Origin of the sequence: Streptomyces sp. NPDC020965 (assembly GCF_044333555.1) — a bacterium.
GTDB lineage: Bacteria > Actinomycetota > Actinomycetes > Streptomycetales > Streptomycetaceae > Streptomyces.
The window spans coordinates 77,691-102,356 of record NZ_JBIRRE010000005.1 but is presented as its reverse complement, the minus strand read 5'-3'; the positions used below and the strand labels follow the sequence as shown (position 1 = coordinate 102,356).

Genomic DNA, 24,666 nt, shown 5'->3' with positions numbered 1-24,666 from the left:
ACCCCCGCCCGGTCGACGGCGGACGTCTGAGCCGGGGGCGGTCGACGCCAGGAGGGACGCAACCCGCCCTCGCCCGGTCGACGGGGTCTTCGCACCCCCCGGAAAGGGCCCCGGGGGCCCGGGGGATCGCGTGGCGCGTCACGTGCGAAGACCCCCGGGGCCGCGGGAACGGAAAGGCGTATCGAGGGGACGGAGGACGGGATCAGAGGTCGTGCCCCAGGCCCGGCCCCGTCGGCACCTCCACCTTCCCCGTCTCCCCCACCCCCCCGAACGCCTTCCCCGCCAACGGCTCCTCCGTCACCAGCAGCGGCCCCACCAGATCCGCCGCCACGGTGGCGTGCGGCAGGGCAGCCGCCAGATGGGCCGCCGCCAGGGTCGCCACGCCCAGCTCCGGCATCGTGCCCAGCTTCACCGCGAGCCCCGCCGACTCCGCCAGCGCCGCGATCTGCCGGGCCCGGTACAGGCCGCCCACCTTGAGGATCTTGATGTTGAGGACATCGGCCGCCCCTCTCCGTACGATCTCCATCGCGTCGTGCGCCGACTGCATGGACTCGTCCGCCATCACCCGGACCCCGCCGCCGGCACGGAGCGCCGCCATGCCCGCCAGATCCCAGCGCGGCAGCGGCTGTTCGACCAGGTCCAGGCCCGCGTCGGCCAGCCGGGCGACGGTGCGGGCCGCGGTGCCGGGGTCATAGCCCTCATTGGCGTCGAGGGAGAGTTCGACCGTCCCGGGGACGGACTGGCGGACCAGCCGGGTCAGCCGGACGTCGCGTTCGGGGTCGGCACCGCCCTTCAGTTTGACGTGGGTGAAGCCACGGGCCGCGTACTCGGACGCCTCCGCCGCCATCTCCTCCAGGGTGCCGAGGCCGACCACCCACGCCGTCGGCACGCTCGGCCGCACCAGACCGCCGAGCAGCAGGCACACCGGCCAGCCGGCGGCCCGTGCCGCGAGGTCGTGCAGGGCGATGTCGAGCGCGGCCTTGGCGAGGTGCTGGCCCCGGATGGCGGTGTCCATGGCGAGGTGGGCGCCCGCGAGATCGCGGGGGTCGCGACCGATGAGGGCGGGCGCCACATGGTCGGTGAGCGCGGTCTCCAGGCCGGCGAGGGTCTCGCCGGTGTAGGCGGTCATCGGGGACGCCTCGCCGAAGCCGGACGTGCCGTCGGTGGCGCGCACCTCGACGACGAGGCTGATGAGTTCGGGACTGGTCCCGCTGCTGATGACGAAGGGGCGTCGATAGGGGGCCCTGACGACGCGCGTATGAACCGAGGCGATCTTCAAGCACGGCTCCTTAGGGTTACGGCCCGGACCGTAAGACGGTCCCGAGGCGCTCAGAGGCGTACGCGGTAGACGATCGGTGGGCGGCCGGTCTGACCTTCGTGGCGGCTGCCCGTGGGCACGGCGACCCCCGCGCGTTCGAGGCGCTTGAGGATGCGGCGGGCCGTGCGCTGCTGGACGGAGAGGCATTCCGCCACCAGATGTGCGGTGATGCCGTTCGCCGCCTCCCTCGCCACGAGTTCGCGGAGGCGTTCCAGCGTCTTGGGGTTGAGTCCGGCGCGGCGGGCGAGGGCGGCGGTGCTCTCCGGCCCCGTACCGCCCGGCCGCGCGCCGTCCGGTCCGGTGCCGTCCGCCCCGCCGCGGTCCGCGTCGATGACGATGTCCACATCGTCGGCCATGGAGACGACCCCGGCGACAGCGCCCACCGAGCGGGCCCGGTTGACCGCCCGGCGGGCCAGTGCCTCCGCCTCGGCGGCCGTCCTGCCGAGTCCGAAGCCGACGTGCGCGGAGCCGTGCCGGGCGCCGAGGTCGTCCAGGAAGGGCAGCCGGGTGAAGTCCTCGCTGACCTCCTCCAGCACGCCCTTCGTGGTGACGACCAGCCGCTGTCCGTCGGGCAGGTCGGCGAGCGAACCGCCGAGCACCCGCAGATCCGCCGCCAGCTCCCGGTCGGCGGCCGGGTCCCGGTGCGCCGTGGGCAGGTCGATGATCCCCAGGGCGACCCGGGCGTCCCCGCTGTGCGCGCCGGCGGTGGCGAGGACCAGCGCCTGGAGGGTCGAGCGTATGGAGTGGCGGGCGGGCGCCAGCCGGACGGCGTGCAGCTCGTGGTCGAGGAGTTGGAAGGCCGAGCCGAGGCAGGTCAGGGCGACCCTGGTGCCCTTCTTCTCCCGCGCGGCCAGATGGAAGTCGGCGAGGTCGCGGGAGGTGAGGCCGGCCCGGTGGGGCAGTACGTGGACGTGCTCGGTGGGCAGTTTGGCCTCGGTCAGGGTCTCCATGACCTCGCCGCGGCGCAGGGTGTCGATGGAGATCCGGGACACGTCGTGCCCGAGCCTGAGCAGCTCCACCAGGGCCCGCAGCAGGGTGGCACCGCTGTAGGGGACGTACATCGCGGGCCGGTCGAGCAGTCCGGCAGCGGCGGCGAGCGAATGCGGTACGACTCCGGTGAAGAGCAGTGCGTCCGCCTCCGCCTGCGCCCGTACGACCATGTCGAGGGTCTCGTCCTCATGCCGGTAGGGCAGCGGTACGAGGCGGTCCGCACCGGACACCCCGCCGACCGCGATCACCTTGTGGACGAGGTCCTCGGGACCGATGACGCCGACCGTGAGTGCCATCGGCCGGTCTCCGTTCTCCTGGAGTGGTACGGGAAACAACTGCTGCGGGCGGGACACGCGCCGGATCCGGCGTCCGTCCGGCGCCGGGCGGGTGACGGCCGGCGCGGGCGGGGCCCGGGGAAGCGCGAGCGGACGGGACCGGGCGGGGCTGGACGGGGCTTCGGGGACGGCACGGGCCGACCGGGGTTGACGCCCGGCAACCGCGGCCCTACTTTCGGCCCAGGCCATAACCGCATACCTGCGGAGAGGATAGTGCCCCGATGCCAGAACGGGAAATGCCACTGCCCACAGTTCTCGAACCGCGCGGACGCACCCTGGGCGCGGAGGAGCGGGCCGCGGTGCTGCGGGTCCTGGACTCCGGCGTGCTGTGCAGTTCCTTCGGAAGTGAAGCACGCGCCCTCGAAGCCGAGATGTCCCGGCTGTACTCGATCGCGGAGACGGTGGCGTGCAGCTCGGGCACCGCCGCACTGCATCTGGCGGTCGCGGCGGCCGGAGTCGGCCCCGGCGACGAGGTCATCACCACCCCCATCTCCGACTTCGGCACCGTCGCCCCCGTCATGGCCCAGGGTGGCCGGGTGGTCTTCGCCGACGTCCGGCCCGAGGACGGCAACCTCGACCCGGCGGCCGTCGAGGCGGCGGTCACCGACCGGACGAAGGCGGTCATCGCCGTCCATCTCTTCGGCGCCGCCGCCGATGTCGACGCACTGCGCGCGATCTGCGACCGGCACGGCCTCGTCCTCATCGAGGACTGCGCCCAGGCGTGGCTCGGCGAGGACGCGTCGCACCGGCTGCTGGGCACGGTGGGTGACATCGCCTGCTTCAGCCTCCAGCAGTTCAAGCACATCACGGCGGGCGACGGCGGCCTCGCGCTCACCGACGACCCGGCGCTCGCCCGCCATATGCGGCTCTTCATGGACAAGGGCTGGGACCGGAGCGAGGGCCGGATCCACCGGCTGATGGGCCTCAACTACCGGATGACCGAGCTGACGGCGGCGGTCGCCCGCGCCCAGCTCGACAAGGTGGCGGAGGTGGTACGGCTCCGTCGCGCGCGGGCGCAGCGGCTGGCGGTGGCGATCGACGGTCTCGCGGGCGTCCGGATGCCGGAGCGGCGGGAGGGGCACGCCTGGTGGGTGATGCCCCTGCTGGTCGAGGAGAACACGCGCTGGGCGAAGGCCCTGGGCGAGGCGGGCGTACCGGCGCTGCCCGGCTATCTGGAGCGCCCCCTGTACGCCAATCCGGCGCTGCCGGGATATCCGCCGGGTCTCTGCCCCCGGGCGGAGGAACTGATCGACCGGACACTGCTGGTGCTCCAGTGGAACGAGGCGTACAGCGAGGACGATGTGGACCTGATCGCCCGCGCCCTGCGAGAGGTGGGACTGCCCCGATGACCCCGTACGACCCGATGGACCCGGCGGACGAACGCGACCCGGCGGACGAACGCGAGCCGGCCGGCCGTCACGACGCCCCGGACGCCCGCGCGTCGGCCGCGTACGACTGGATGGTCCCCTCGCCGCGCGAATGCGTCGGCTGGGACGTGGACGTGCTGTACGGGCCCTGGCCCCGGCACCACCGGGACATCGGTCTGGCGGAGGTCCGGTCCATCCTGAAGGGCTCCCCCGTCTCCGGCGCGCTGGCCCTCTCCACCCGGGGCCCGCTCTACGACGACGGCGCGGGCAACGCCGAGACCATCCGCGATCTCGCCGACTGCCCGGAGCTGCGGCCGGTCGGCACCGTGGACCTCCGGGACGCGCCGACCGCCGAGGAACGGCTGGACGAACTGGCCGCGGCCGGGGTCCGCTTCCTCCGGCTCTTCACCGTCGACCAGGCGGCCGAGCCCGGCTTCCCCGGCTACCGCCGCATCGTCGAACTGGCCCTGGAGCGCGGCCTTGTCCTGCTCCACGACGGCGATCCGCGCCGCTTCGGCCCGCCCCTCACCGGCCGGGGCGCGCAGGTCGTCTTCCTCGATCTGCACGCCTACCTGCTGGCGGACTTCCTGCTGCTGGCCCGGGACGAACCGGGGTTCCGGGTCACCACCCGGATGCTGTCCGGGCCCGACTCGATCGAACGGGTGGTGGAGTCCGTCGGCGCGCGCCATCTGGTCTTCGGCTCCCGCACCCCCTTCATGGACATCTCCCCGCAGACCCTGAAGCTCCGCTACGCGGACATCTCCGAGGAGGACCGCGCCGCCATCGCCACCACCAATGTCGAGGAGTTGCTGGCCTGATGCCGATCATCGATGTGCACGCCCATGTGGGGCGCTGGCAGTTCCATCTGACCTGCGGGGACGCGGACAACAACCTCCGGCAGATGGACCGGTACGGCATCGATCTCCAACTGGTGTCGGCGTCGGAGGCGGTGGTGTACGACGCGGTGGCGGGGAACGCGGCGCTGCGGGAGGCGCTGGAGACCCGGCCCCGGCTGTACGGCTACGCGGTGGTCAACCCCAACCGGATCGAGGAGAGCGCGGCGGATCTGCGGCGCTGTCTGGACACCGGCCGGTTCCTGGGGGCGAAGATCCACACCCACTATCCGGGGCGGTTGCCGGGGACACCGCAGATGGCGGAGGCGTTCGACCTGGTCGCCGAGGCGGGGGTGCCGCTGCTGCTGCACACCTGGGGCCAGGAGGTGACGCTGCTGCCCGAGCTGGTGGCGTGCCGTCCGGCGCTCCGCGTGATCATGGGACACGCGGGCGGTGACGCCTGGCGGGAGGCGGCGCACGCGGCGGCCTCCTGCGACCGGCTCTATCTGGAGCACTGCCGGACGGCGACGGACGCGGGGCGGGTCGCGTACGCGCGGGAGGCGGGCGTACCGGTGGAGCGGATGCTCTTCGGTACGGACGCGACGCTGATCGACCCCTGTGTCTCGCTCGGCGTGGTCCGGGACGCGGGGTTCACGGACGAGGAGCGGGAGAAGGTGCTGTGGCGGAACGCGGTGGGGTTGTTCGGCCTGGATGACGCACTGGCGGAGGCCCGGGAGGCGCAGGGGGCTGCCGCGCCGTCGTTCAGCGGCTGACGACGGCTCTCGGCGGACGGCTCAGGGGGTGACGATGGGAAACGCCGGGTCGGGCGTGGTGACCAGGGACAGGAGCCGGTCGAGCGCCCCGGGATCGCCGTCGACCGTCACCCCGTCCAGCCCCTGACCCGCGAGCACCCCCAGCAGTCGGGCCTTGCTGAGGGTGAGCGTCAGCCGGGCGGTCGAGGCCGGCGTGTGGTCCGGCGCGATCACCCGGTGGGTGAGGGCGCCGTGGTGGAGGGTGAGCCGATGGCGCCGGTCCTCGTCGGTGAGCCGGAGATCGATGACGAGGTCCTCGTCCCACGCCCGCGGGCCGTCGATCCGTACCGCGATGGAGTCCAGCAGCATGTCGGTGGTGAGCGCGAGCGCCATCTCGGGGTTGGTGCTGTCGAGGATCGCCGCGTTCTCGCCGTGGCGGAGTTCCTGGGCCGCCGTCAGATAGAAGTTGCGCCAGGTCCCGTTCTCCGCGCCCTGGCCCAGCCGGTCGTAGACGGCGGCCAGGGCCGTCGTCGCCTCGGTGTTGGCGGGGTCGGCGAAGACGAGATGGTTGAGGAGGGTGGCGGCGAACCGGGCGTCGCCGCTGTCGGCGTAGCGGCGGGCGGCGGCGAGCACCGCCTCGGGTCCGCCCGCCACCTCGACGTACCGCTTCGCCTGTTCGACCGGCGGATGCTCCCACAGGTGGGCGGCGTTGCCGTCGAACCAGCCCATGTAGCGCTGGTAGATCGCCTTGACGTTATGGCTGAGCGAGCCGTAGTAGCCGCGCGCGTGCCAGGAGCGGGCCAGGGCGGGCGGCAGCCGGAGGGTCTCGGCGATCTCGGATCCGGTCAGCCCTTCGTTGAGCAACCGCACCGTCTGGTCGTGGAGATACGCGTACAGGTCGCGCTGTTCGCCGAGGAATCCGACCACCCGGTCATGGCCCCAGGTGGGCCAGTGGTGCGAGGCGAAGGCGACGTCGTACGTCCCGTCGAAGAGGTCGATGGCCTCGTCGAGGTAGCGGGACCAGATCCGGGCGTCCCGGACGACGGCGCCGCGCAGGGTCAGGATGTTGTGCAGGGTGTGGGTGGCGTTCTCGGCCAGGCAGAGGGCCCGGTGGTCGGGGAGCAGGAAGTTCATCTCGGCCGGCGCCTCGGTGCCGGGGGTGAGCTGGAAGACGATCCGTACGCCGTCGACCGTCTCTTCCTGGCCCGTGCGGGTGATCTCCACGTTGGGCGGTACGAGGGTGATGGTGCCGGTGGAGGTGGTCATGCCGAGGCCCGCGCCAATCTGGCCGTCGGGGGCCTTGCGGAGCCGGTCGCCGTACATGAAGACGGCCCGCCGGGTCATGGCGTTGCCGGCGTAGACGTTCTCACTGACCGCGTGTTCGAGGAAGCCGCGGGGGGCGAGGATCGGGACCCCGTCCTCGGCGTCGCGGGGCAGTACGCCGCGCGATCCGCCGAAGTGGTCGCCGTGCGAGTGGGTGTAGATCAACCCGGTGACGGGGCGGTCGCCCCGGTGTTCGCGGTAGAGGGCGAGTGCGGCCGCCGCCGTCTCGGCGGAGATCAGCGGATCGATGACGACGACTCCGCGCCGACCCTCGACCACGGTCATGTTGGAGAGGTCGAGGCCGCGCACCTGGTAGACGCCGGTGGTCACCTCGTACAGCCCCTGGCGCGCGCAGAGCTGGGCCTGGCGCCAGAGGCTGGGGTGGGCGGTGTCCGGGCAGTCGCCCCGGAGGAACGCGTAGGCGTCGTTGTCGTAGACGACCCGCCCTTCGGCGTCGGTGACCACGGCGGGCCGGAGGGCGGCGACGAAGCCCCGGTCGGCGTTCTCGGCGTCGGTGGTGTCATCGAAGTCGAGCGGCGTACCGGTGTCAGAGCCGCCACCGGCACTGGCGCCCGCGCGGGCATCGGCATCGGGTGGGGGCAGGGCGCTCATCGATCGCTCCGTTCCGGACCGGCCGGGGGCTCACGGCGTACGGCGGTGGTGCGCAGCCGGGTGGGACCTGAGGGACCACCTGGGGCGACGCTCCGGTGCGGACACTCCCGCTGACCGGCCGGCACACCGTCCGTCGGTCACCCGAGTGTGGTGCGGGCGGCGGGAGCGGGCCATCGGGGGACGGCGTACGGGTGAGGGGGTGCGGGCGTACGGCGGAAGGGGCGGGCGTACGGCGGCGGAGGGAAGGCGTACGGGCGAGAGGCGGAGGGCCGGCCCGTTCGGGGAGCCGGCCCCTTCGGGGAGCCGATCCGTCCGGGGAGCGCGCGGCGGCGCGGTCCCGACCGGAAAGCAGGTCCCTTCGGGGAGCGCGAGGAGACGCGGTCCCTTCGGGGAGCCGGTCCCTTCGGGGAGCCGATCCGCCCGGGGAGCGCGCGACGCCGCGATCCCGACCGGGAAGCCAGTCCCTTCGGGGAGCCGATCCACCCGGGGAGCCGGTTCGTTCGGGGGGGGGCGATCCACCCGGGGAGCCGGTTCGTTCGGGGGGGGGCGATCCACCCGGGGAGCCGGTTCGTTCGGGGGGGGCGATCCGTCCGGGGAGCCGGTTCGTTCGGGGGGGGCGATCCGTCCGGGGAGCGCGCGGCGGCGCGGTCCCGCCCCGGGGCGCGGCGTCCCGGGGCGAGCGCATCGGTTCCGCCAGGGCCCACGCGCGGGCGCGTCAGTCCTTCTCGCGGGCCAGCTCCTCCAGGCGGCCGATCACCGCGGCCCGCTCCCCCGCGCGCGGTTCCGGCCCGTACGGATCGTGTGCCGCCGACTCCGGCAGCAGCCCCTCCCACACGGCCGCCCACAGCATCCGCCGCACATAGCCCTCGATCGGTGCGTGGAAGGTCACCTCGGCGAACCGGTCCAGCCGCGCCGACGCCCGGATGAAACCGGTGTGATCGCCCGCCGTCCAGGTGTCCAGGACCGCCCTCGTCAGCCCCACCCGCGCCGCCGCGATCCCCACCAGCGCCGAGTCCGCGCCCCACATCAGGGACGGCCCGAACATCCGGTCCTCCCCCGTCACCACCAGCTTTCCGCTGCCCTCCGCCGCCCGGATGGCGTCCTGGCAGGCCATCGCCCGGTCCAGGGTGGCGAGTTTGACGCCCACGGCGGACGGCAGCGCCAGCAGCCGGCCGATCAGCTCGGGCGGATAGGGATAGCCGCCCGCCTCGCCGTGCAGGAAGAACCCCAGCACCGGGAGGCCGCTCTCGCGGGCCACCCGCTCATGGCAGGCGACCGCTTCATCGGGCCGGTCGGCGAGTTGGGCCAGCGGATAGACCATCACCGCGTCCGCGCCGATGGCCGCCGCGTGGACGGCCATCCCGACCGTCGCTTCCACCGCCGTGGCGGCGTCCGCCGGGCGGACCGTACGCGGCACCCCCACTCCGGCCACGATCGGCCCGTCGACCACTTCGCGCCAGACACCGAGCACGCGTTCCCGGTCGGCGTAGCTGAGGTGGAGACCACGGCCGGTGTGCGCCCAGACCGCGACGCCCCCGATCCGCTCGGCGGCGATCCGCTCGGCGTAGCCGCGGAGCGCGCGGAGGTCCACGGCGCCCCGGGCGTCTATGGGGGTGACCACGGCGGGCAGCACCGTGCCGCGCAGTCGGCGGATCAACTCATCCGTCGCGGACATGGCGTTCTCCCGTCTGTCGCGGCCGTTGGCGACACGCTAGCCTTTACGGCCCGGACCGTAAAGGAAAGGCCAGCGAGAATGCCCCAGCGCCGCACGCGTCTCGGTCTCTACCTCAACCTCTACGCGGACCCCGCCGACCGGCCCCGGCTCGCCGACGCGGTGGAGCAGGCACGGCTGGCGGAAGAGGTCGGATTCGACTGGATCGTCCTCGGCGAACGCCATCTGCACCGGCCCGGCTACCACGAGGCGGTGACCTCGCTGGCGTACCTCGCGGCGCACACCGAGCGGATCGGGCTCGCCACGGCGGGACTCATCGCGCCCGTCTACCAACCGGTGTGGCTCGCCGAGACGCTCGCCCACATCGACGTGCTCTCCGGCGGACGGCTCACGGCCGGATTCGTGCTCGGGTACCGGCCCGAAGAGTTCGCGCTGTACGGCACCCGACCGGGTGAACGCGTGGCCCGGTTCGAGGAGTGCCTGGAGCTGGTCACCCGGCTGTGGACGGCGGACGAGGTGACCTACGACGGCCGCTGGACCTCCGTGGACCGGGCGTTCCTGTCGCCCCGGCCGGTCCAGTCACCGCGGCCCCGGATCTGGAACGGCGGACGGGTCCCGGCCGCGCTGGCACGCACGGCCCGGATGTGCGACGGCTGGACGACGTCGTTCAACGAACTCGACTCCGAACTCCCCAAGAAGATCGCCGAGTACCGCTCGCACCCACGGGGACCCGCCAGTCTCGGCGCGGAGGTCATCGTCTGCCGCGAGGGTTTCGCCGCCGGCACGTCACAGGGGGCCAGGACCGCGCTGGAGGCGCCGCTGCGCGGGCTGTACGACGCCTATGGGGACTGGAAGCGCACCTCGGCGGACGCGGCGCGGTACGCCCAGGAGTGGGACGACATCGCGGACCGTTCGGTGATCGGGTCGGTGGCGGAGTGCGTCCAGCGGCTGGGGACGTACGGGGAGATGGGGGCCGACGGGGTGGTCCTGCGGATCCAGCCGCCGGGGATGTCGCAGCGGGACGCGCTGAGCGCGATCGAACTGTTCGGTACGGAGGTGCTCCCCCGGCTCCGTACCTGAAGCACCGGAACACCCGGCACCGGAACACCCGGCGCCGGAACACCCGACACCGTACGCGAAGGCGCCGCACACGAAGGCGCCCTGCATGAGGGCGTCACGCATGAGGGCGCCGCATCTGAAGGCGCCCTCATCTGAAGCGCCCGGGCTCAGCCCCTGAAGCGGGCCTGGACGACACGGGCCGCCTCCGCGATCTGCCCCATCGCCGCGTCGTCCGCCATCAGCATCGGCTGCCGCACCCACACCACCGATTCCCCGGCCGCCTCCGCGACCGGACACGGCCCGCTCCGGACCCGGTGCGGTGCGAGCGAGGGCTCCCGGCTCAGCGAGCGGTATCCCGGGTCCAGCGGGACGCCCTCGGCCGCCATCCCGGCCACGAACTCCGCCTTGGAGCGCCCGCCGAACGCGCCGGACTCGTACCGCAGCATCGCCAGATGCCAGGTGTGCCGGGTCGTCCCCGGTGGTACCGGCACCGGTTCGAGCCCCTCGACCGCCACCAACTCGCGGGCGAGGGCCGCCGCGCGGGCCGCCCGGTGCTCGATCCAGCCATCGAGCAGCGCGAGCTGCGGACGGAGCACCGCAGCCTGGAACTCGGTCATCCGCAGGTTCCAGCCCAGCTCCGGATGGTCGTACCAGCCCCCGTCGACGGCCCGCCCCACGTTGTGCAACGCCCAGAGCCGCTCGTACACCGCCCGGTCATCGGTCACCACGATGCCGCCCTCACCGGCCGTCATCGCCTTGCTGGACTGGAAGCTGAAACAGCCCGCGTCGCCGAGGCCGCCCGCGCTCCGGCCGTACCGCCGGGCGCCGTGGGCCTGGGCCGCGTCCTCCACGACGGCGAGACCGTGCCGGTCGGCGACCTCCCGCAGCGCGCCGGTGTCGGCGGGCGCGCCCGCGAGGTGCACCGGGAGCACCGCCGTGGTGCGCGGCCCGGCGAGCCGGTCCACGGCCGCGGGGTCGAGGTGGAGGGTCTCCGTCACATCGGCGACGACCGGGGACGCACCGGCGAGTACGACGGCGGTGGCGCTGGCCACGAAGGTGTAGGCGGGCACGATGACCTCGTCCCCCGCCCGTACGCCGAGCGCGCGCAGCGCCAGGAAGAGCGCCACCGTGCCGTTCACGGTGCACAGGCCGTGCGCCGCGCCGACCGTACGGGCGAACGCGGCGGCGAAGCCGGCCGTCTCGGTGCCCGAGGTCGCACCCCACCGGCCGCCGTCGAGCACCCGCAGCAGCCGTTCCCGCTGTTCGCCGGTGGGCGGGGGCGGCCAGCGGGGCCAGTCCTCGGTGCGGACGGGGCTCATCCCCGTACCCCCTTCAACAGACGTTCCATCGTGCCGTGCAGGACCTGTCGGCGGTCGTTCTCGGCCAGCTCCGCGAGGAGTACGCGGCCGAGGCCGATGCGCAGGTCGAGGAAGACGGCGTCGGAGCCGAAGGCGACCCGGTCGGCCCCGGCTTCGGCGACGAGCCGGGTGAGATGACGGGCGGTCGCGCGGGAGCCGCAGGTCTCCAGTACGAGGTTGGGGCAGCGGCCGACCGCGTCGACGGCAGCGCCGAACCCGGCCGGCCAGAGCCCGGCGTGACCCATCAGGATCGGCGGTTCGGGCCAGCGGGACGCGACGGTGCCGAAGCGGACGGGGTCGGAGTGGGCGGAGCCGTACTCGCCGTGCGCGAGGACAATCCGGCCGCGCTCGGCGGCGAGGGCGAAGGCGGGGTCGTAGCCGGGATGGTCGAGCGGGAGCCGGTGTGTCTCGGGGTGGAGCTTGATGCCGATGACACCGGGGACGTCGAGCAGATCCCGGAGCCGGCTGGGCGCCTCGGGGTCGTGCGGCTGGTAGACGGCGTAGCCGAGGAGCCGCCCGGGGTGGCGGGCGAGTTCGTCCAGGAGGAGTTGGTTCCCGGTCCGGGCGTCGGGCCCGACGGCGAGCAGATGCGACACACAGGCGGTGGTGACCCCACACCGGTCCATGACCCGCAGGAGCCCGCGCGCGGACCCGTCGGTGATGCCGAAGGCGTCCCACCGGCCGAGGTGCGCGTGGGCGTCGATGACGGTCACCGGGGTGTACCGCCCTCCGGTACAGGGCCGGTGTGACCGTCCTCCGGTACAGGGCCGGGGTGCCGCCCGCCTGAGGCCGGCGGGACCGACGCTTCCGGCTGTCCTGGTGGCTCCGGCCGCCCTGGCAGTCCCGCCAGTCCCGCCAGTCCCAGTAGCCGCAGCGCGTTACCGCCCGCGATCAGCCGCCGTGCCGGCTCCGGCAGGTCCAGGGTGTCGAGCTGGTAGCGGGGGCCCGCGTCGTCCGTGACCGGCGCGCCCGTGCCGAACAGGACCCGCCGGGCGCCGTGGCGTTCGGCGAACCACTCGACCTGGAGGTGTCCCGCGAGGGTGGACGTGTCCACGGAGAGGCCGGGGTGGGTGTCCATCAGCCCGGTGAGTTCGCGGGCGCTCCGGTAGCCGGTGCCGGTGAGCACGATCCGGAGTTCCGGCGTCCCGGCCGCGTACCGGGCGACCTCCGGCGCCGTCACCGTCTCCCAGCCGAGCAGCACCGCGATACCGCGCCGGGCCAGTTCCGCCGCGAGCGCGAGGGACGGCCCGCCCGTCAGCGGCCAGCGGTGTTCGCCGGGGCAGAGCCGCACCAGCCGCTCGTCCCCCGGCCGGCCCGTCCCGAATGGCCCGGGGATCAGCACCGGCACCGGCACCAGACGCGGGCCAGGGGCGGCGGATTCCGCGAGCCGGGCCGTCGGGCCGGCGTCGCGCGGGTCGCCGTGGACCGCATGGCTGTGCGTCACACAGGCGAGATCGATACGGAGCCGGTCGAGTTCCCGGACCAGCCCGGCGACGGTCCGGCTCGGCACCTCCTCGTACGGCAGCGGGCCGAGCATCCGATTGATGTCGACCACGGCGATCGACGCCCCGATGGCGTCGGTCGCCCCGATCGCCCCGATCGCGTCGAGTACGGGTGGGGCCCCCGCGCCGGGCCCCCCACCACCGGAAGATCCACCAGCGGAGGCCCCGGCGCCGGAGGTCATGACTTCAGACCGCTGGTGGCGATCGAGTCGGTCAGATAGCGCTGGAGCAGCCCGAAGACCAGCAGACAGGGCACCACCGTGATGGTCGCCCCCGCCATGATCTGGTTGATCGCGACGTTCTCGCCCTCCAGGGTCGCGAGCCCGACCGTCAGTGTCCGCATCTCGGTGGACTGGCCGATGACGAGCGGCCACAGGAAGTCGTTCCAGTGCCAGAGGAAGACGAAGACCCCCAGCGTGGCCAGGATCGGCCGGATCAGCGGAATGACGACGGTGGTGAAGATCCGCCACTCCGACGCACCGTCGATCTTCGCCGCCTCGAAGAGTTCGTCCGGCAGTCCGTGGATGAACTGCCGCATCAGGAAGACGGCCTGCGAATTGGCGAGGGTGGGCACGATCATGCCCCAGTACGTGTCCACACCACCCATCTCCGACACCAGAATGTAGTACGGAATGAGGGTGGCCTGGAACGGCACCATCAGGGTCGCGAGGAAGGACCAGAAGAGAATCTCCCGGCCCGGGAACCGCTTCTTCGCGAAGGCGTATCCGGCCATGGAGGCGAAGAGCAGGATGAGGACGACGGAGATCACCGAGTAGATCAGTGAATTGACCGCCCAGCGCATGATGTCGGCACTGCCGAGCACGTCCGAGAAGTTGTCCCAGGTGGCGCGGGTGAGATTCAGGGCGTCCGGCAGGGTTTTACCCCCGGCTGGCGCGAACGCCACCAGCACCATCACCACGAACGGAGTGACGGTGACCAGAGCCACCAGAATCAGCAGTACGGGCAGCCTCAGCCGCGCCATCAATCAGCCTCCCTGCCGATGAGCCGTCGCTGGATGAGCGAGAAGACGAGCACGACGACGAAGAGGACGATGCCGATCGCGCTGGCATATCCGAAGTCGAAGAATTTGAATCCCGAGTCGTACAGGAAGTACACCAGCGAGTAACTCGCCCGGACGGGGCCGCCCGAGGTCATCACATACATGGCGTCGAAGACCTGGAACGCCCCGATGGCCTCGATGACGAGGACGAAGAAGAGCACGGGGCGCAGCAGCGGCAGCGTCACCCAGCGGAATCGCTGCCAGGCGGTGGCGCCGTCGATGGTGGCCGCCTCGACGACCTCACGCGGAATCGACTGGAGTCCGGCGAGCAGGATGAGCATCGAATAGCCGAACCCCTTCCACGCCGAGGTGACGGCGATCGAGGAGAGGACGAGGTGTTCGTCGCCGAGGAAATCGATCGGACCGATGGAGACGAGGCTCAGCGCCTGGTTGAGCAGGCCGTCCTCCAGGTCGTAGATCCATTTCCAGATGACGGCGGCCAGCACCACGCTGGTGACGTACGGGAGGAAGAAGACACCCCGGAAGAAGCCCCGGGCCCAGACCGTGCGGTGCAGCAGCACGGCCGTGCCGAGCGAGAGCAGGACGGTCATCGGGACGAAGATCGCCGTATAGACCGCGGTGACCCCGAGGCTCTCCCAGAAGAGGTCGTCCCCCATCAGTCGGGTGTAGTTCTCGGCGCCGATGAACTCCCACTCGCCGTTGAGCCGGTAGTCGGTGAGCGAGAGCAGGGCGCCGCCGAGCGTCGGTCCGAAGCGGAAGACGAGGAACAGCAGCAGCATCGGGGCAAGGAACGCGAGGCCCACCCGGGCCTCGCGCCGTCGGGCGAGCCGGCCGGCCCTACCGGCCCGCCGCACCGCCGTGGCCTCGCCGTGCACGTCCCCCCGGCCGCCCGACGCCTCGGGCGTGTCGTCGTCCCTGGTGAGCATCGTCAGCGCTGCCGCGCCAGCAGGTCGTTGCCCTGCTTCGCCGCCTGGTCGAGGGCCTCCTCGGGTGACTTCTTGCCGGTCAGCGCGGCCTGGATCTCCGGGCTGAGGAGGGCCATGAGCTGGCGGGCGGCCGGATGGGGTTCACCGGGGACGGTGTGGGCGAGGGCTTCCTCGTACTGCTTGGCGTACGGGCTGGAATTCGGCACCGTGACATCCGTGCGCGGTGAGAAGAAGCCACCGGCCTTGCCCATGGACTCGATCTGTTTCGGCGCGGTCATGAACGCGATGAACTTCTCGGCACCGGAGACATTCTTGCTCTTCGCGTTGATTCCAAGACCCCCGGGCATGCCGAAACTGACCTGTTTGGCGCCGGTCATTGCGGCGCCGACGATCACATTGTCCTTGCCCCAAGCCCTCTCGGCGAGGAGGGCGTCGGCGGGCGTGTTGGTGAATCCCATCGCGACCCGCTGGTTGCCCATGGCCTGGTCGGTGAAGAGATTGGCGTTGGTCAGACCGGATTTGGGCACGGCGCCCGATGCGAAGAGTTCGGTCAGGAAGGTGAGCGCCTCGACGCCCTCGGGGCCGTTGAAGGCGACCTTCTTGCCGTCATCGGCGAAGACCTTTCCACCCGCCTGCCAGAGCAGTGGGTAGAAACTCATATTGAGCGATGCCTCATTGCTCGCCGAGTAGTCCAGGGTGGTGAGTCCGGCCGATTTCAGCTTCGGGGCGGCGGCCCTGATCTCGTCCCAGGTGGTGGGGGGTTTGCTTATCCCCGCCTTGGCCAGCAGTTTCTTGTTGTAGAGCGTGCTGGTGACGGTGTGGTAGATGGGCCCGGCGTAGACCTTGCCGTCCTGGGACATGGCCTCCAGCGCGGCGGGCCGGAACGCATCCTTCGACTCTTTGAGCGCGCGGTCCACGGGCGCGAGCGCGCCATTGGCGTGGTACTGCGGAATCTGGTCGGGGCCGAGCAGTACGACATCGGGACCCTTGCTGCCGGCGAAGGCCGTGGCGAGCTTCTGGTCCCGGTTCTCCCAGGGCAATTGTTCGATGGTGACGTCGACCCCGTCCTCCGCCTCCTCGAAGTCGGATTCGATCGACTTCCAGTAGGCGGCGTTGGCCTTGGGATCCATGATCACCGGGTACATCCAGACGGTGACCTTGCCCGAGTCGTCGTCTTCCGTACAACCGACGATGAGCCCGGCCGTGAGGGCTAACAGGGTGAGAGAAGTGGCGGCGCGCTTGAAGCCTGTCTTCATGAAGGGCCTCCGGAAGGACCTGAGAGCGGGAGCCAGAGCCCGAGTTTCGGCCTGGGCCGAAACTAGCTCTGCAATTTCAGCGTGTCAATGGCTCGACATCAGGCCACCCTTGAGACAGATGTTCGGGATCGAGGGCGTGCCCGATGGCGTCACCGGACGCGGTCTGGGCGAGACTGGCCGATGTGAGAAGTGAGAACACCCCTTTCCTGGGCGGACCGCTGGACGGCCGCGTGCTGCCGGTTCTGGTCGGACCCACCGGACACCCGCCGAAGTGGTACGAGATCCCCGTACCGAACGACGACGGCACACCGCCGACAGTCCACGCGTACCACCGCACCCCGGCAGGTCACACCAAGCGGCTCGGCCTCCAGCGCGGCTGGAAGTACGAGTACGCGCCGGACGGTCGGGAGCGCCGTGAGCTGCGCTGGCCCTGGTCGAAGCCGGGAGCGTCCGGAAGACGAACCGGCCCCACCGGCCCGGGGGAGAGCGGAGGGCCCGGAGCGACCGGAGCGACCGGGAGCCGCGGCGACACGCCGTAGCGGGGGCGCACTCCGTCACCACGAGTGATCCCCTTGCGCCGTTCCGACCACCCCGGAGGCGCCCCGGCGTGCGCGCACCCACGCTCGACCGTGGGCGGACGACCGTCCCGGGCCGGGAGGTGACGCGGTGTCAGGCAGGTTGCTCCGTACGGTGTGCACGGCGGCGGCGCTGGCCGCGGTGGCGGGCACGGTTCCCGCGCTGGGACCCACGGCCGTGGCGGTGCCGGCCGGTGGCTCCCGGGCGCACACCGCTCCGGCACAGGAACAGGCCACCACCGGCAGGGTGGCGGGCCGGCGCGACGAGCCGGGCCGGCCGGCCGGGACGCAACCGCCGCAGGACTCATGGAGCGCCATCGGGTCGACCGGTCCCAACGCCTTCGGGTCCGCATCGACCGGTCCCGACGCCTTCGGTGCCGCATCGACCGCGCCCGGCACCACCGACCCCGGCGCGACCGGCCCGGGGACCACCGGACCCGACTCGACCGGACCCGACTCGACCGGCATCGGGACGCCCGAAGCCGGTGCCGGTGTCGCCCCCGGCGGCGCGGCCCCCTTCGGTGTCCCCCAGGCCCTCGCCCGGCTGGGCACCCTCTACCGGCAGTCCGACGACGCCGGCACCGCGCTCCAGTCGGCCGAGGCGCGGTTGCGGACCCAGCGCGCCGAGACCGCCCGGCTCGGACGCGCGCTGACCCGCGCCCGGGAGAGCCTCGCCGGTTCCCGGGGCGACGCGGGCCGGTTCGCCCGCGCCCAGTACCGGGGCCGGTCCGAACTCTCCGCCCATCTCCGGCTGCTGCTCGCCCCCAACGCCCGACGCGCTCTGGACGAGGGCTATCTGATGGACCGGCTGGCGGCCGACCGGGTGGCGACCGTCGCCCGGCTGGAGGCCGGCACCCGACGGGCCGGGGCGCTCGTCGCCGCGTCCCGCCGCGCCCTCGACCGGGAACGCGCCCTCACCGCCCGGCTGCGCCAGGCCCGGGACACCGCCACGCGGCGCCTGCGGGCGGTCGAGAAGATGCTCGCCTCGCTCTCCCCGGCTCAGATCGCCGCCCTGACCTCACCCGAGTCCCAGGACGCCCTGCTCACCCCCGGCGCACTCGGCACGCACACCGGCGACCGGACCGGCGCGGCCACCGCAGACGGCAGGGGCGGCGAGGGCGGTGACGGTACGGCACCGCGCCACCCGACCGAGCGGGGCGCGGCGGCCGTCCGGTACGCGGTGGAACAGCTCGGGAAGCCGTACGTCTGGGGCGCGACCGGCCCGGACGCGTACGACTGTTCGGGGCTGACCTCCCGCGCCTGGTCCCGGGCCGGCCGGGAGATCCCGCGCACCAGCCAGGAGCAGTGGGCGCGGCTCCCCCGGGTGCCGCTGCGTTCGCTGCGCCCCGGTGATCTGGTGGTCTACTTCGCCGGAGCCACCCATGTGGCGCTCTATCTCGGCGACGGGCTGGTGGTGCAGGCGCCACGGCCGGGCGCCGTGGTCAAGGTGTCCCCGCTCGCGGCCAATCCGGTGCTGGGCGCGGTCCGGCCGGACCTCGGCGAAGCCCCGCTGGCCGACTACACCCCGCCGCGGCTCCCCGAGGGAGCCACGGCGGGCCCGGACACCGGTTACTCGGCCGACTCGGCCCCGGCCGGGGCGGCAGCGGCGGCGACCTCGGCCAGATAGGCGTCGGCGAGCTTCTCGTCGTAGAAGAAGTTCTCGAAGTCGGCCGGATCGTTGAAGCCGTTGGCGAAGCGCTGGGCCACCGGCGGGAGCTGCCCGGCCGCGCCGATGACGTTCAGCACGTGCGGCGGCGGGGGCGCGAGCATGGCGTTGGTCCACTTGGTGACGTGCTGCGCCGTCTCCCAGTAGCGGTCGAAGGTGGCCTGCATCCACGCACCGTCGAAGGGCTTGTCCCCGTGCTCCACGATCGAGTCGAGGTAGGCGGCGGCGCATTTGGAAGCGGAGTTGGAGCCCTGTCCGGTGATCGGGTCGTTGGCGACGACGACGTCCGCGACGCCGAGCACCAGGCCGCCGCCGGGCAGTCGGCCGATCGGCTTCCGTACGGTCGGGGCGTACCGACCGGCCAGGGTGCCGCCCGCGTCGGTCAGCTCGACCTTGGTGGCCCGCGCGTACTCCCAAGGGAGGAAACGTTCCAGCAGGTCGAGTGTGAGGGCGAGGTGCTCGCCCGGGTCCTTGATGCCCTGGAAGGCGTCGAGCGGCCCGCCGGGGACGCCCTCCCAGAAGAGGATGTCCGCGCGACCGGTGTGGGTGTAGGTCGGCATCACGAACAGCTCGCCGACCCCGGGCACCAGATTGCAGCGGACCGCGTCGAATTCGGGGTGCTCCGGACGCGGCCCGAGCCCGTGCACATAGGCGACGGCGAGGGCGCGCTGCGGGGCGTCGTACGGGGAGCGGGCGGCGTCCCGGCCGAACATGGAGACCAGCTCGCCCTTGCCCGCCGATACCAGCACCAGATCGTAGGTACGGGCGAAGAAGTCCAGGTCGGACACTGCCGCGCCATGGATGACGAGCTGACCGCCGCGCTGGGCGAAGGTCTCCATCCAGCCGGCCATCTTCACCCGCTGGTCGACGGATTGCGCGAACCCGTCGAGCTTGCCCACCCAGTCGATCAGCCGCTCCGAACCGGGTCCGGCGACGGAGACGCCCACGCCCTCGATCTTCGGTGCCTGGGACTCCCAGAAGTGGATGCCGAGATCGCGCTCGTGCTGGAGCGCGGTGTGGAACATGCACTGGGTGGACATGACCCGGCCGGCCCGGATCTCCTCGGCCGTGCGGTTGGACATCAGGGTGACCTCGTAGCCCTTGGACAGCAGGCCGAGGGCGAGCTGGAGACCGGACTGACCGGCTCCGACAATGAGTATCTTCCGCATCCGGATGTCTCTTTCGTCAGTTACTTCTGTTTCGAGGCTTCAGGGCTGTTCGGGGGTGGCGTCGAGCGCGTGGGCCACCAGTTCGAGCAGTGACTCGACTACGGTGTCCCGGTTGCGCGCGTCCATGATCACAATCGGTATGTGCACCGGTATGGTCAAGGCCTCCCGCACGTCCTCGATCTCGAACAGTTCCGATCCGTCGAAGTGATTGACGGCGACGATGTACGGCAGCCCGCTGCTCTCGAAGTAGTCGAGCGCGGGGAAACAGTCCGACAGCCGGCGGGTGTCGGCGAGCACGACCGCGCCCACGGCACCGCGCGCCAGGTCGTCCCACATGAACCAGAAGCGCTGCTGCCCCGGTGTGCCGAAGACGTAGAGCACCAGATCCTCGTCGAGCGTGATCCGGCCGAAGTCCATGGCGACGGTGGTGGTCATCTTCTCCGGCGTCGCGGCGAGATCATCGGTCTCTTCGCTCGCCTGGGTCATCAGCGCCTCGGTCTGAAGCGGAGTGATCTCCGAGACCGAGCCGACGAAGGTCGTCTTGCCCACCCCGAAGCCGCCCGCGACCACGATCTTCGCGACCGTGGGCGCCCGGGTGTGGTCGAGCTGCCAGGCCCGTAGGCCCTCATCGGCGACGGCAGGGACGGCGCCGGGGGCGGGGGCAGTGGACATCGACCACGGCTCGGGGTGTCCCCCGGCGGGCAGAGTCTCAGAGGCGACGGAGTCCACTCAGCACCCTTTCAAGCAGTGCGCGTTCGGGGCGTCCCGGGCCGTGCCCGGTGCCGTACACACGGATCTTCCCCTGGTCGGCGAGGTCGCTGAGCAGCACCCTGACGACGCCCAGCGGCATCTTGAGGATCGCCGAGATCTCGGCGACGGTACGCATCCGGCGGCACAGCTCCACGATGGCCTGCAACTCCGGCATGACCCGCGAGGAGAGATCGCCCTTGGGCAGCTCCTTGCGGTCGGCCGGGGCCTCGATCGCGGCCACGAAGGTCTCGACCAGCAGGACGTGTCCGAAGCGGGTGCGGCCTCCGGTGAGGGAGTACGGGCGGACCCGGGCGGTGCGCCGGTTCTCGCCGCGCACCGGCAGCGCCGCCGGATTGCCCGGCGAGGTGGACGACGGTGTCACTGTGTGCCCTCCAACGACTGGCGCAGCTCGCTGCGGAGTTCGGGTGTGAGCACATGTCCGGCGCGGCCCACGAAGAGTCCCATGTGGTAGGCGACGACGGACATATCGCAGTCGGCGGTGGCCTGCACGCCGAGCAGTGAGCCGTCGCTGATCGACATGATGAACACGCAGGCGTCCTCCATCGCGACCATCGTCTGTTTGACGCCGCCGCCCTCCATCAGCCGGGCGGCGCCGATGGTGAGGCTGCCGATGCCCGAGACGATGGTGGCGAGATCGGCGCTGGAGCCCTTGGGGCCGTCCTGCCGGCCGGGTTCGGCCTTGGGGGTGTTACGGGTCGGGTCGGAGGAGAGCAGGAGGAGGCCGTCGGACGAGACGACGGCCACCGAGCACAGCCCTGGCACCTCCTCCACCAGATTGGTCAGCAACCAGTGCAGATTGCGGGCCTCACTGCTCAGGCCGAACGTGCCGGTCGCAGTCAACTGCGTGCCTCCTCGACTGTGTCCCCCGAGTCCTCTGTTGCCGTACGCCCGATCTCCGCCTCGGCCTCCCGGCGGCCCTGGTCGGCCGCGCGCTGGAAGCCACCGAGCCTTCGGCGCAGGGCGTCCGCGTCGACGCTGCCGGAGCGCTCGCCGGGTGCGGCGGCGGGCTTGACGACCTTGGGCGTGCGCTTGGGCAGGCCCTTGTCGGTGACCCGGTCCCAGGCGGGCGCGGGACCGGCGAGCGGCCCCCGCTCCGGCTCGGACACGGTGTCGGGTACTGGTTCCGGGGCGCGGGCGGGGGCCGGTCGCCCGGACTCCCCGCGCGGCGCGCTCATGCCGGTCCCGTCGGTGCGACGGTCAGGTTCGTGGGTGCGGCGGTCCGGCTGGTGGCTGCCGGCCCCGGGCGCCACGGGGGGCGCGGCGGGCTCCGTCGGGGGTGCCGGGGCGGGGGCCCGCGTGGGCTCGGGCGCCGGTGCCGGGGCGGTCTCCGGGGACGTCGGCTCCGGGGGCGGTTCGGGCAGCCGCATCTCGAACGTGGGCTCGTCGATCCCGGCGCCGGGCTCGTCCACCGTCCTGGCCGGGCTCTCGGCCGCGCTCCCGGCCCGGCTTTCGGCGGGCGCCGGGGTGCCGGGCCCGGCCGCGGTGCGCTCCGGGTCCCCGTGCTCCGGGTGCCCGTCGGCCGTCCGCTCGTGCGCATCGGGCTCCGCCGCGCGGACGGCGGCCTCGGCGGCCTCCACGAGCGGGTCGGCGTACGGGGCGGCGGAGGGGTCGGCGGGGTGCGTGATCTCGTACGGGGTGGTCTGCGCGGCGGCCCGGGACACCGGGCCGGCATCGGCCGGGACGGCCGGCGCCGCGGTCAGCGGCTGGCGCGGGGTGGTCGGCAGCGCGTTGGAGTTGGCCTCGGCCACCGAGCCGGGAAGCTGGAGGGTGGAGGTGGAGCTGGAGTCGCCGGCCCCGCCCACGGAGTCATGACCGGCCGGCGGGTCCTTGGGGAGCAGCCCCTGCGGCAGCACGACGACGGCCGCGATCCCGCCCTGCTTCTGCTCGCGCAGTTGCACCCGTACGCCGTGGCGCGCGGCCAGCAGGGCGGCGACCCGCAGCCCGAGGCCCTCGGCGTCCCGGCTGCCGGAGGGGATCTCGTACTCCTCCGGGTCCTCCAGCCGGGTGTTCAGCTCGGCGAGGCGGCCGGCCGTCATCCCGATGCCGTTGTCCTGGACGGAGAGCATCACCTCGCCGTTCTCCAGCAGCCAGCCGGAGAGTTCGACCTGGGCGTCCGGGGGCGAGAACGCGGTGGCGTTCTCCAGCAGCTCGGCGACGAGGTGGCTGAGGTCGTCGGCGGCGAATCCGGCCACCTGGACGCGCGGCGGCAGGGACTGGATGACGACCCGCTCGTACCGCTCGATCTCACTGACGGCGGCGCGCAGCACATCGACCAGGGGGACCGCGCCGGGATGGCCGTGGCCGTGCTCGGCACCGGCGAGGACCAGCAGGTTCTCGCTGTGGCGGCGCATGACGGTGGCCATGTGGTCGAGCTTGAAGAGGGTGGCCAGGCGCTCCGGGTCCTGCTCGCGCTCCTCCAGGTGCTCGATCACGCTGAGCTGGCGCTCCACCAGACCGAGTGAGCGCAGGGCGAGGTTGACGAAGGTGTGGTCGACGGTGTGCCGCAGCCGCTGGAGTTCGGCGGTCAGCTCGCCGGTGTTCTCGCGCAGTTCGGCGCGGACGGCGCCGAGCTGGGCGGCGAGCGCGTCCCGGGAACTCGCGAGACCGGTGCGGTCGGCGTCCAGCCGCTCGGCCCGGACGCCCAGCTCCCGCAGCTTGCCGTGCAGGCTGTTGAGGGACCGTACGACCTGAGCGAATTCGTCGTTACGGCCGGTGAAGCCGATCGGCTCCTCCACCTCGGGGGCGGCGGCGATGCGGGTGGCGCCGATGCGCAGCACGGCGAGCGGGCGGGTGAGCGTGCGGGCGATGCCGGCGGAGACGCCGATGGTGAGCACCACCAGGCCGCCGAGGAGTGCGATCCGCAGCTCCAGCGCGGTGACGTCGTCGTCCCGCAGCTCCTCCATGGCGGTGATCCGCTCGGAGGCGAGGGAGGACTCCACCCCGCGCATCTGCTCGATCCGGGCGGTGAGGGAGGTCTCCAGCTTCTGCCGGTTGGACCTCAGCTCGCGCTCGGACAGCTCGGGCCGGTCGGTGAGCCGGGCGAGATAGCTCTCGGCGGCCTTGACCTCGGCGCCGGTGACGGTGGCGGAGAGCGAGTGGCGGGCCTCCCGGTCCGCCGCCTGGTCGAAGTCGGCGAGGGCGGCGAGCTCTCGTACGCGGGACTGCTGGGCGGCGGCGCTGAGGGCGTTGCGGACCTCTTCGGCGGCCTTCTCGGCCTCGCTCTCCCCTTCTTCGACGGGCAGGCCGGTGATCTCGTCGATCGTCTCCTCGGCCTTTTCGCCGCCGGGGACGGCGAGGGTGGCCAGCAGCAACCCCCGGGTGGCCGACGCCTGCTCGGCGGCGAGGCCGAGATCGGCGGGCGCGCGGGCTCCGTCGGGGGCGCGCGGCGGGGTCTTCTCGGCGAGCTCGTCGGCGAGGGCGTGGAGGGTGGTGATGATGGCCGAGTAGGCGCGGTGGGCCTCCATCGCGGTGCCCTTGCCGGTGAGGGCGGTACGGCGGACGGAGGGCACGGTGGAGAGGTCGCGGCGGAGATCGGCCCGGTCATCGGGGACGGAGCCCCGGATCTCGTCGATCTGCCGGTCGACGCGGGCGCTCCGGGCCGGGGTGATCTCGCGCCGGTCCGCCTTCTCACCCTCCTGCTCATCGCGGCCGGCCGCGATGTAGGTGGTGACCTCGTCGCGTTCGTCGGAGAGCGAGTGGGCGAGGGTGACGGCCTGGCGGTTCAGCTCGGCGAGGGTCACGAGTCGCTGGGACTCGGAGAGTTCGGCGGAGGCGGACAGCACACCGGGTGCGCCCGCGCCGACGACGATCAGGCTGACCACGGCGACGCCGATGACCAGCCTGCTGCGCACGCGCTTGGCCCGGCCGCGCGGGGCGGGGACCGGTGGGGTGCCTTGTGCCTGGAACGTCTCAGGGACCAGGGGGGCCTGAGGCCGCTTCTTCTGCACCGGTGCTCGCAATCCTGCTTGAATCGTCCACCTTTGAACCTTGAAGCAGAAATGACGACCGGTCACACACGAGATCCCCACCCCTGCCACGACATAAGACCATTCCAGCGCTTTTGGGTAGGGCGGCGCACATCGGCCGCTCCGCCACCTGAACGAGTGAACATCACGGGGGAGTTGGCGAACAACTCCTCTCGGTGGTCGCCGCAGTCAATCC

At 72.4% G+C, this 24,666-nt stretch carries 21 protein-coding genes; 6 read left to right on the top strand and 15 right to left on the bottom strand.

Annotation, left to right across the window (positions count from 1 at the left end; translation table 11 throughout):
• Positions 1-202: 202 nt before the first annotated feature.
• Positions 203-1,279, bottom strand: coding sequence for a mandelate racemase/muconate lactonizing enzyme family protein (locus ACH4S7_RS17030; protein WP_398521983.1), 1,077 nt, complete (start codon positions 1,277-1,279; stop codon positions 203-205).
• Between the two features lie 50 nt (positions 1,280-1,329).
• Positions 1,330-2,604: a hypothetical protein gene (locus ACH4S7_RS17025; RefSeq protein ID WP_398521982.1), complete on the bottom strand. Its 1,275-nt coding sequence runs from the start codon at positions 2,602-2,604 to the stop codon at positions 1,330-1,332.
• A 260-nt stretch (positions 2,605-2,864) separates the two neighbouring features.
• Here ACH4S7_RS17025 and ACH4S7_RS17020 point away from each other — a divergent pair, with 260 nt between their 5' ends.
• The 3 genes from ACH4S7_RS17020 to ACH4S7_RS17010 are packed head-to-tail and all read left to right on the top strand — an operon-like array spanning position 2,865 to position 5,616.
• Positions 2,865-3,992, top strand: coding sequence for a DegT/DnrJ/EryC1/StrS family aminotransferase (locus ACH4S7_RS17020; protein WP_398521981.1), 1,128 nt, complete (start codon positions 2,865-2,867; stop codon positions 3,990-3,992).
• Positions 3,989-4,828 carry an amidohydrolase family protein gene (locus tag ACH4S7_RS17015; protein ID WP_398521980.1) on the top strand — a complete coding sequence of 280 codons (840 nt, stop codon included), beginning with the start codon at positions 3,989-3,991 and terminating at the stop codon, positions 4,826-4,828. Before ACH4S7_RS17020 ends, ACH4S7_RS17015 begins: the two co-directional genes overlap by 4 nt.
• The gene (locus tag ACH4S7_RS17010) at positions 4,828-5,616 is read left to right on the top strand and encodes an amidohydrolase family protein (RefSeq protein ID WP_398521979.1); all 789 of its coding nucleotides are present in this window, start codon (positions 4,828-4,830) and stop codon (positions 5,614-5,616) included. Before ACH4S7_RS17015 ends, ACH4S7_RS17010 begins: the two co-directional genes overlap by 1 nt.
• Positions 5,617-5,637: 21 nt before the next feature.
• Here the strand turns inward: ACH4S7_RS17010 and ACH4S7_RS17005 are convergent, their stop codons facing one another.
• Positions 5,638-7,530, bottom strand: a complete 1,893-nt coding sequence (locus tag ACH4S7_RS17005) for an alkyl/aryl-sulfatase (protein ID WP_398521978.1) — start codon at positions 7,528-7,530, stop codon at positions 5,638-5,640.
• Between the two features lie 715 nt (positions 7,531-8,245).
• Entirely contained in the window at positions 8,246-9,205 is a 960-nt protein-coding gene (locus tag ACH4S7_RS17000) for a dihydrodipicolinate synthase family protein (protein ID WP_398521977.1), read from the bottom strand.
• Positions 9,206-9,283: 78 nt separating this feature from the next.
• Between ACH4S7_RS17000 and ACH4S7_RS16995 the strand changes: the two genes are divergently transcribed.
• The gene (locus ACH4S7_RS16995) at positions 9,284-10,282 is read left to right on the top strand and encodes an LLM class flavin-dependent oxidoreductase (protein WP_398521976.1); all 999 of its coding nucleotides are present in this window, start codon (positions 9,284-9,286) and stop codon (positions 10,280-10,282) included.
• Positions 10,283-10,428: 146 nt separating this feature from the next.
• Here the strand turns inward: ACH4S7_RS16995 and ACH4S7_RS16990 are convergent, their stop codons facing one another.
• The 6 genes from ACH4S7_RS16990 to ACH4S7_RS16965 are packed head-to-tail and all read right to left on the bottom strand — an operon-like array spanning position 10,429 to position 16,324.
• Complete coding sequence (locus tag ACH4S7_RS16990) at positions 10,429-11,580, bottom strand: DegT/DnrJ/EryC1/StrS family aminotransferase (protein WP_398521975.1); 1,152 nt, start codon at positions 11,578-11,580, stop codon at positions 10,429-10,431.
• The gene (locus ACH4S7_RS16985; protein ID WP_398521974.1) at positions 11,577-12,332 is read right to left on the bottom strand and encodes an amidohydrolase family protein; all 756 of its coding nucleotides are present in this window, start codon (positions 12,330-12,332) and stop codon (positions 11,577-11,579) included. The genes ACH4S7_RS16990 and ACH4S7_RS16985 overlap by 4 nt, the downstream gene beginning before the upstream one ends.
• Entirely contained in the window at positions 12,329-13,303 is a 975-nt protein-coding gene (locus tag ACH4S7_RS16980; RefSeq protein ID WP_398521973.1) for an amidohydrolase family protein, read from the bottom strand. Before ACH4S7_RS16980 ends, ACH4S7_RS16985 begins: the two co-directional genes overlap by 4 nt.
• A complete protein-coding gene (locus ACH4S7_RS16975) occupies positions 13,300-14,103 on the bottom strand; it encodes a carbohydrate ABC transporter permease (RefSeq protein WP_398521972.1) in 804 nt (267 codons plus the stop codon). The genes ACH4S7_RS16980 and ACH4S7_RS16975 overlap by 4 nt, the downstream gene beginning before the upstream one ends.
• Positions 14,103-15,068 carry a carbohydrate ABC transporter permease gene (locus tag ACH4S7_RS16970; protein WP_398521971.1) on the bottom strand — a complete coding sequence of 322 codons (966 nt, stop codon included), beginning with the start codon at positions 15,066-15,068 and terminating at the stop codon, positions 14,103-14,105. Before ACH4S7_RS16970 ends, ACH4S7_RS16975 begins: the two co-directional genes overlap by 1 nt.
• 2 nt (positions 15,069-15,070) lie before the next feature.
• Positions 15,071-16,324 (bottom strand): ABC transporter substrate-binding protein, encoded by a 1,254-nt coding sequence (locus ACH4S7_RS16965; protein ID WP_398521970.1) that lies wholly within the window; start codon positions 16,322-16,324, stop codon positions 15,071-15,073.
• A 182-nt stretch (positions 16,325-16,506) separates the two neighbouring features.
• Here ACH4S7_RS16965 and ACH4S7_RS16960 point away from each other — a divergent pair, with 182 nt between their 5' ends.
• Positions 16,507-16,863, top strand: a complete 357-nt coding sequence (locus ACH4S7_RS16960; RefSeq protein WP_398521969.1) for a hypothetical protein — start codon at positions 16,507-16,509, stop codon at positions 16,861-16,863.
• 127 nt (positions 16,864-16,990) lie between these two features.
• The gene (locus ACH4S7_RS16955; protein WP_398521968.1) at positions 16,991-18,526 is read left to right on the top strand and encodes an NlpC/P60 family protein; all 1,536 of its coding nucleotides are present in this window, start codon (positions 16,991-16,993) and stop codon (positions 18,524-18,526) included.
• On the opposite strand, the gene ACH4S7_RS16950 is transcribed toward ACH4S7_RS16955, so the two are convergent.
• Genes ACH4S7_RS16950 through ACH4S7_RS16930 form a run of 5 tightly spaced genes read right to left on the bottom strand, consistent with a single transcriptional unit; the run spans position 18,469 to position 24,452 of the window.
• On the bottom strand, positions 18,469-19,734 hold the full coding sequence (locus ACH4S7_RS16950; RefSeq protein ID WP_398521967.1) for a styrene monooxygenase/indole monooxygenase family protein: 1,266 nt from the start codon (positions 19,732-19,734) through the stop codon (positions 18,469-18,471). The genes ACH4S7_RS16955 and ACH4S7_RS16950 overlap by 58 nt on opposite strands.
• 39 nt (positions 19,735-19,773) lie before the next feature.
• Positions 19,774-20,406 carry a GTP-binding protein gene (locus ACH4S7_RS16945; RefSeq protein WP_398521966.1) on the bottom strand — a complete coding sequence of 211 codons (633 nt, stop codon included), beginning with the start codon at positions 20,404-20,406 and terminating at the stop codon, positions 19,774-19,776.
• Positions 20,407-20,443: 37 nt separating this feature from the next.
• On the bottom strand, positions 20,444-20,866 hold the full coding sequence (locus ACH4S7_RS16940) for a DUF742 domain-containing protein (protein WP_398521965.1): 423 nt from the start codon (positions 20,864-20,866) through the stop codon (positions 20,444-20,446).
• Entirely contained in the window at positions 20,863-21,345 is a 483-nt protein-coding gene (locus ACH4S7_RS16935) for a roadblock/LC7 domain-containing protein (RefSeq protein WP_398521964.1), read from the bottom strand. The genes ACH4S7_RS16940 and ACH4S7_RS16935 overlap by 4 nt, the downstream gene beginning before the upstream one ends.
• Entirely contained in the window at positions 21,342-24,452 is a 3,111-nt protein-coding gene (locus ACH4S7_RS16930; protein WP_398521963.1) for a nitrate- and nitrite sensing domain-containing protein, read from the bottom strand. The genes ACH4S7_RS16935 and ACH4S7_RS16930 overlap by 4 nt, the downstream gene beginning before the upstream one ends.
• Between the last annotated feature and the right edge of the window lie 214 nt (positions 24,453-24,666).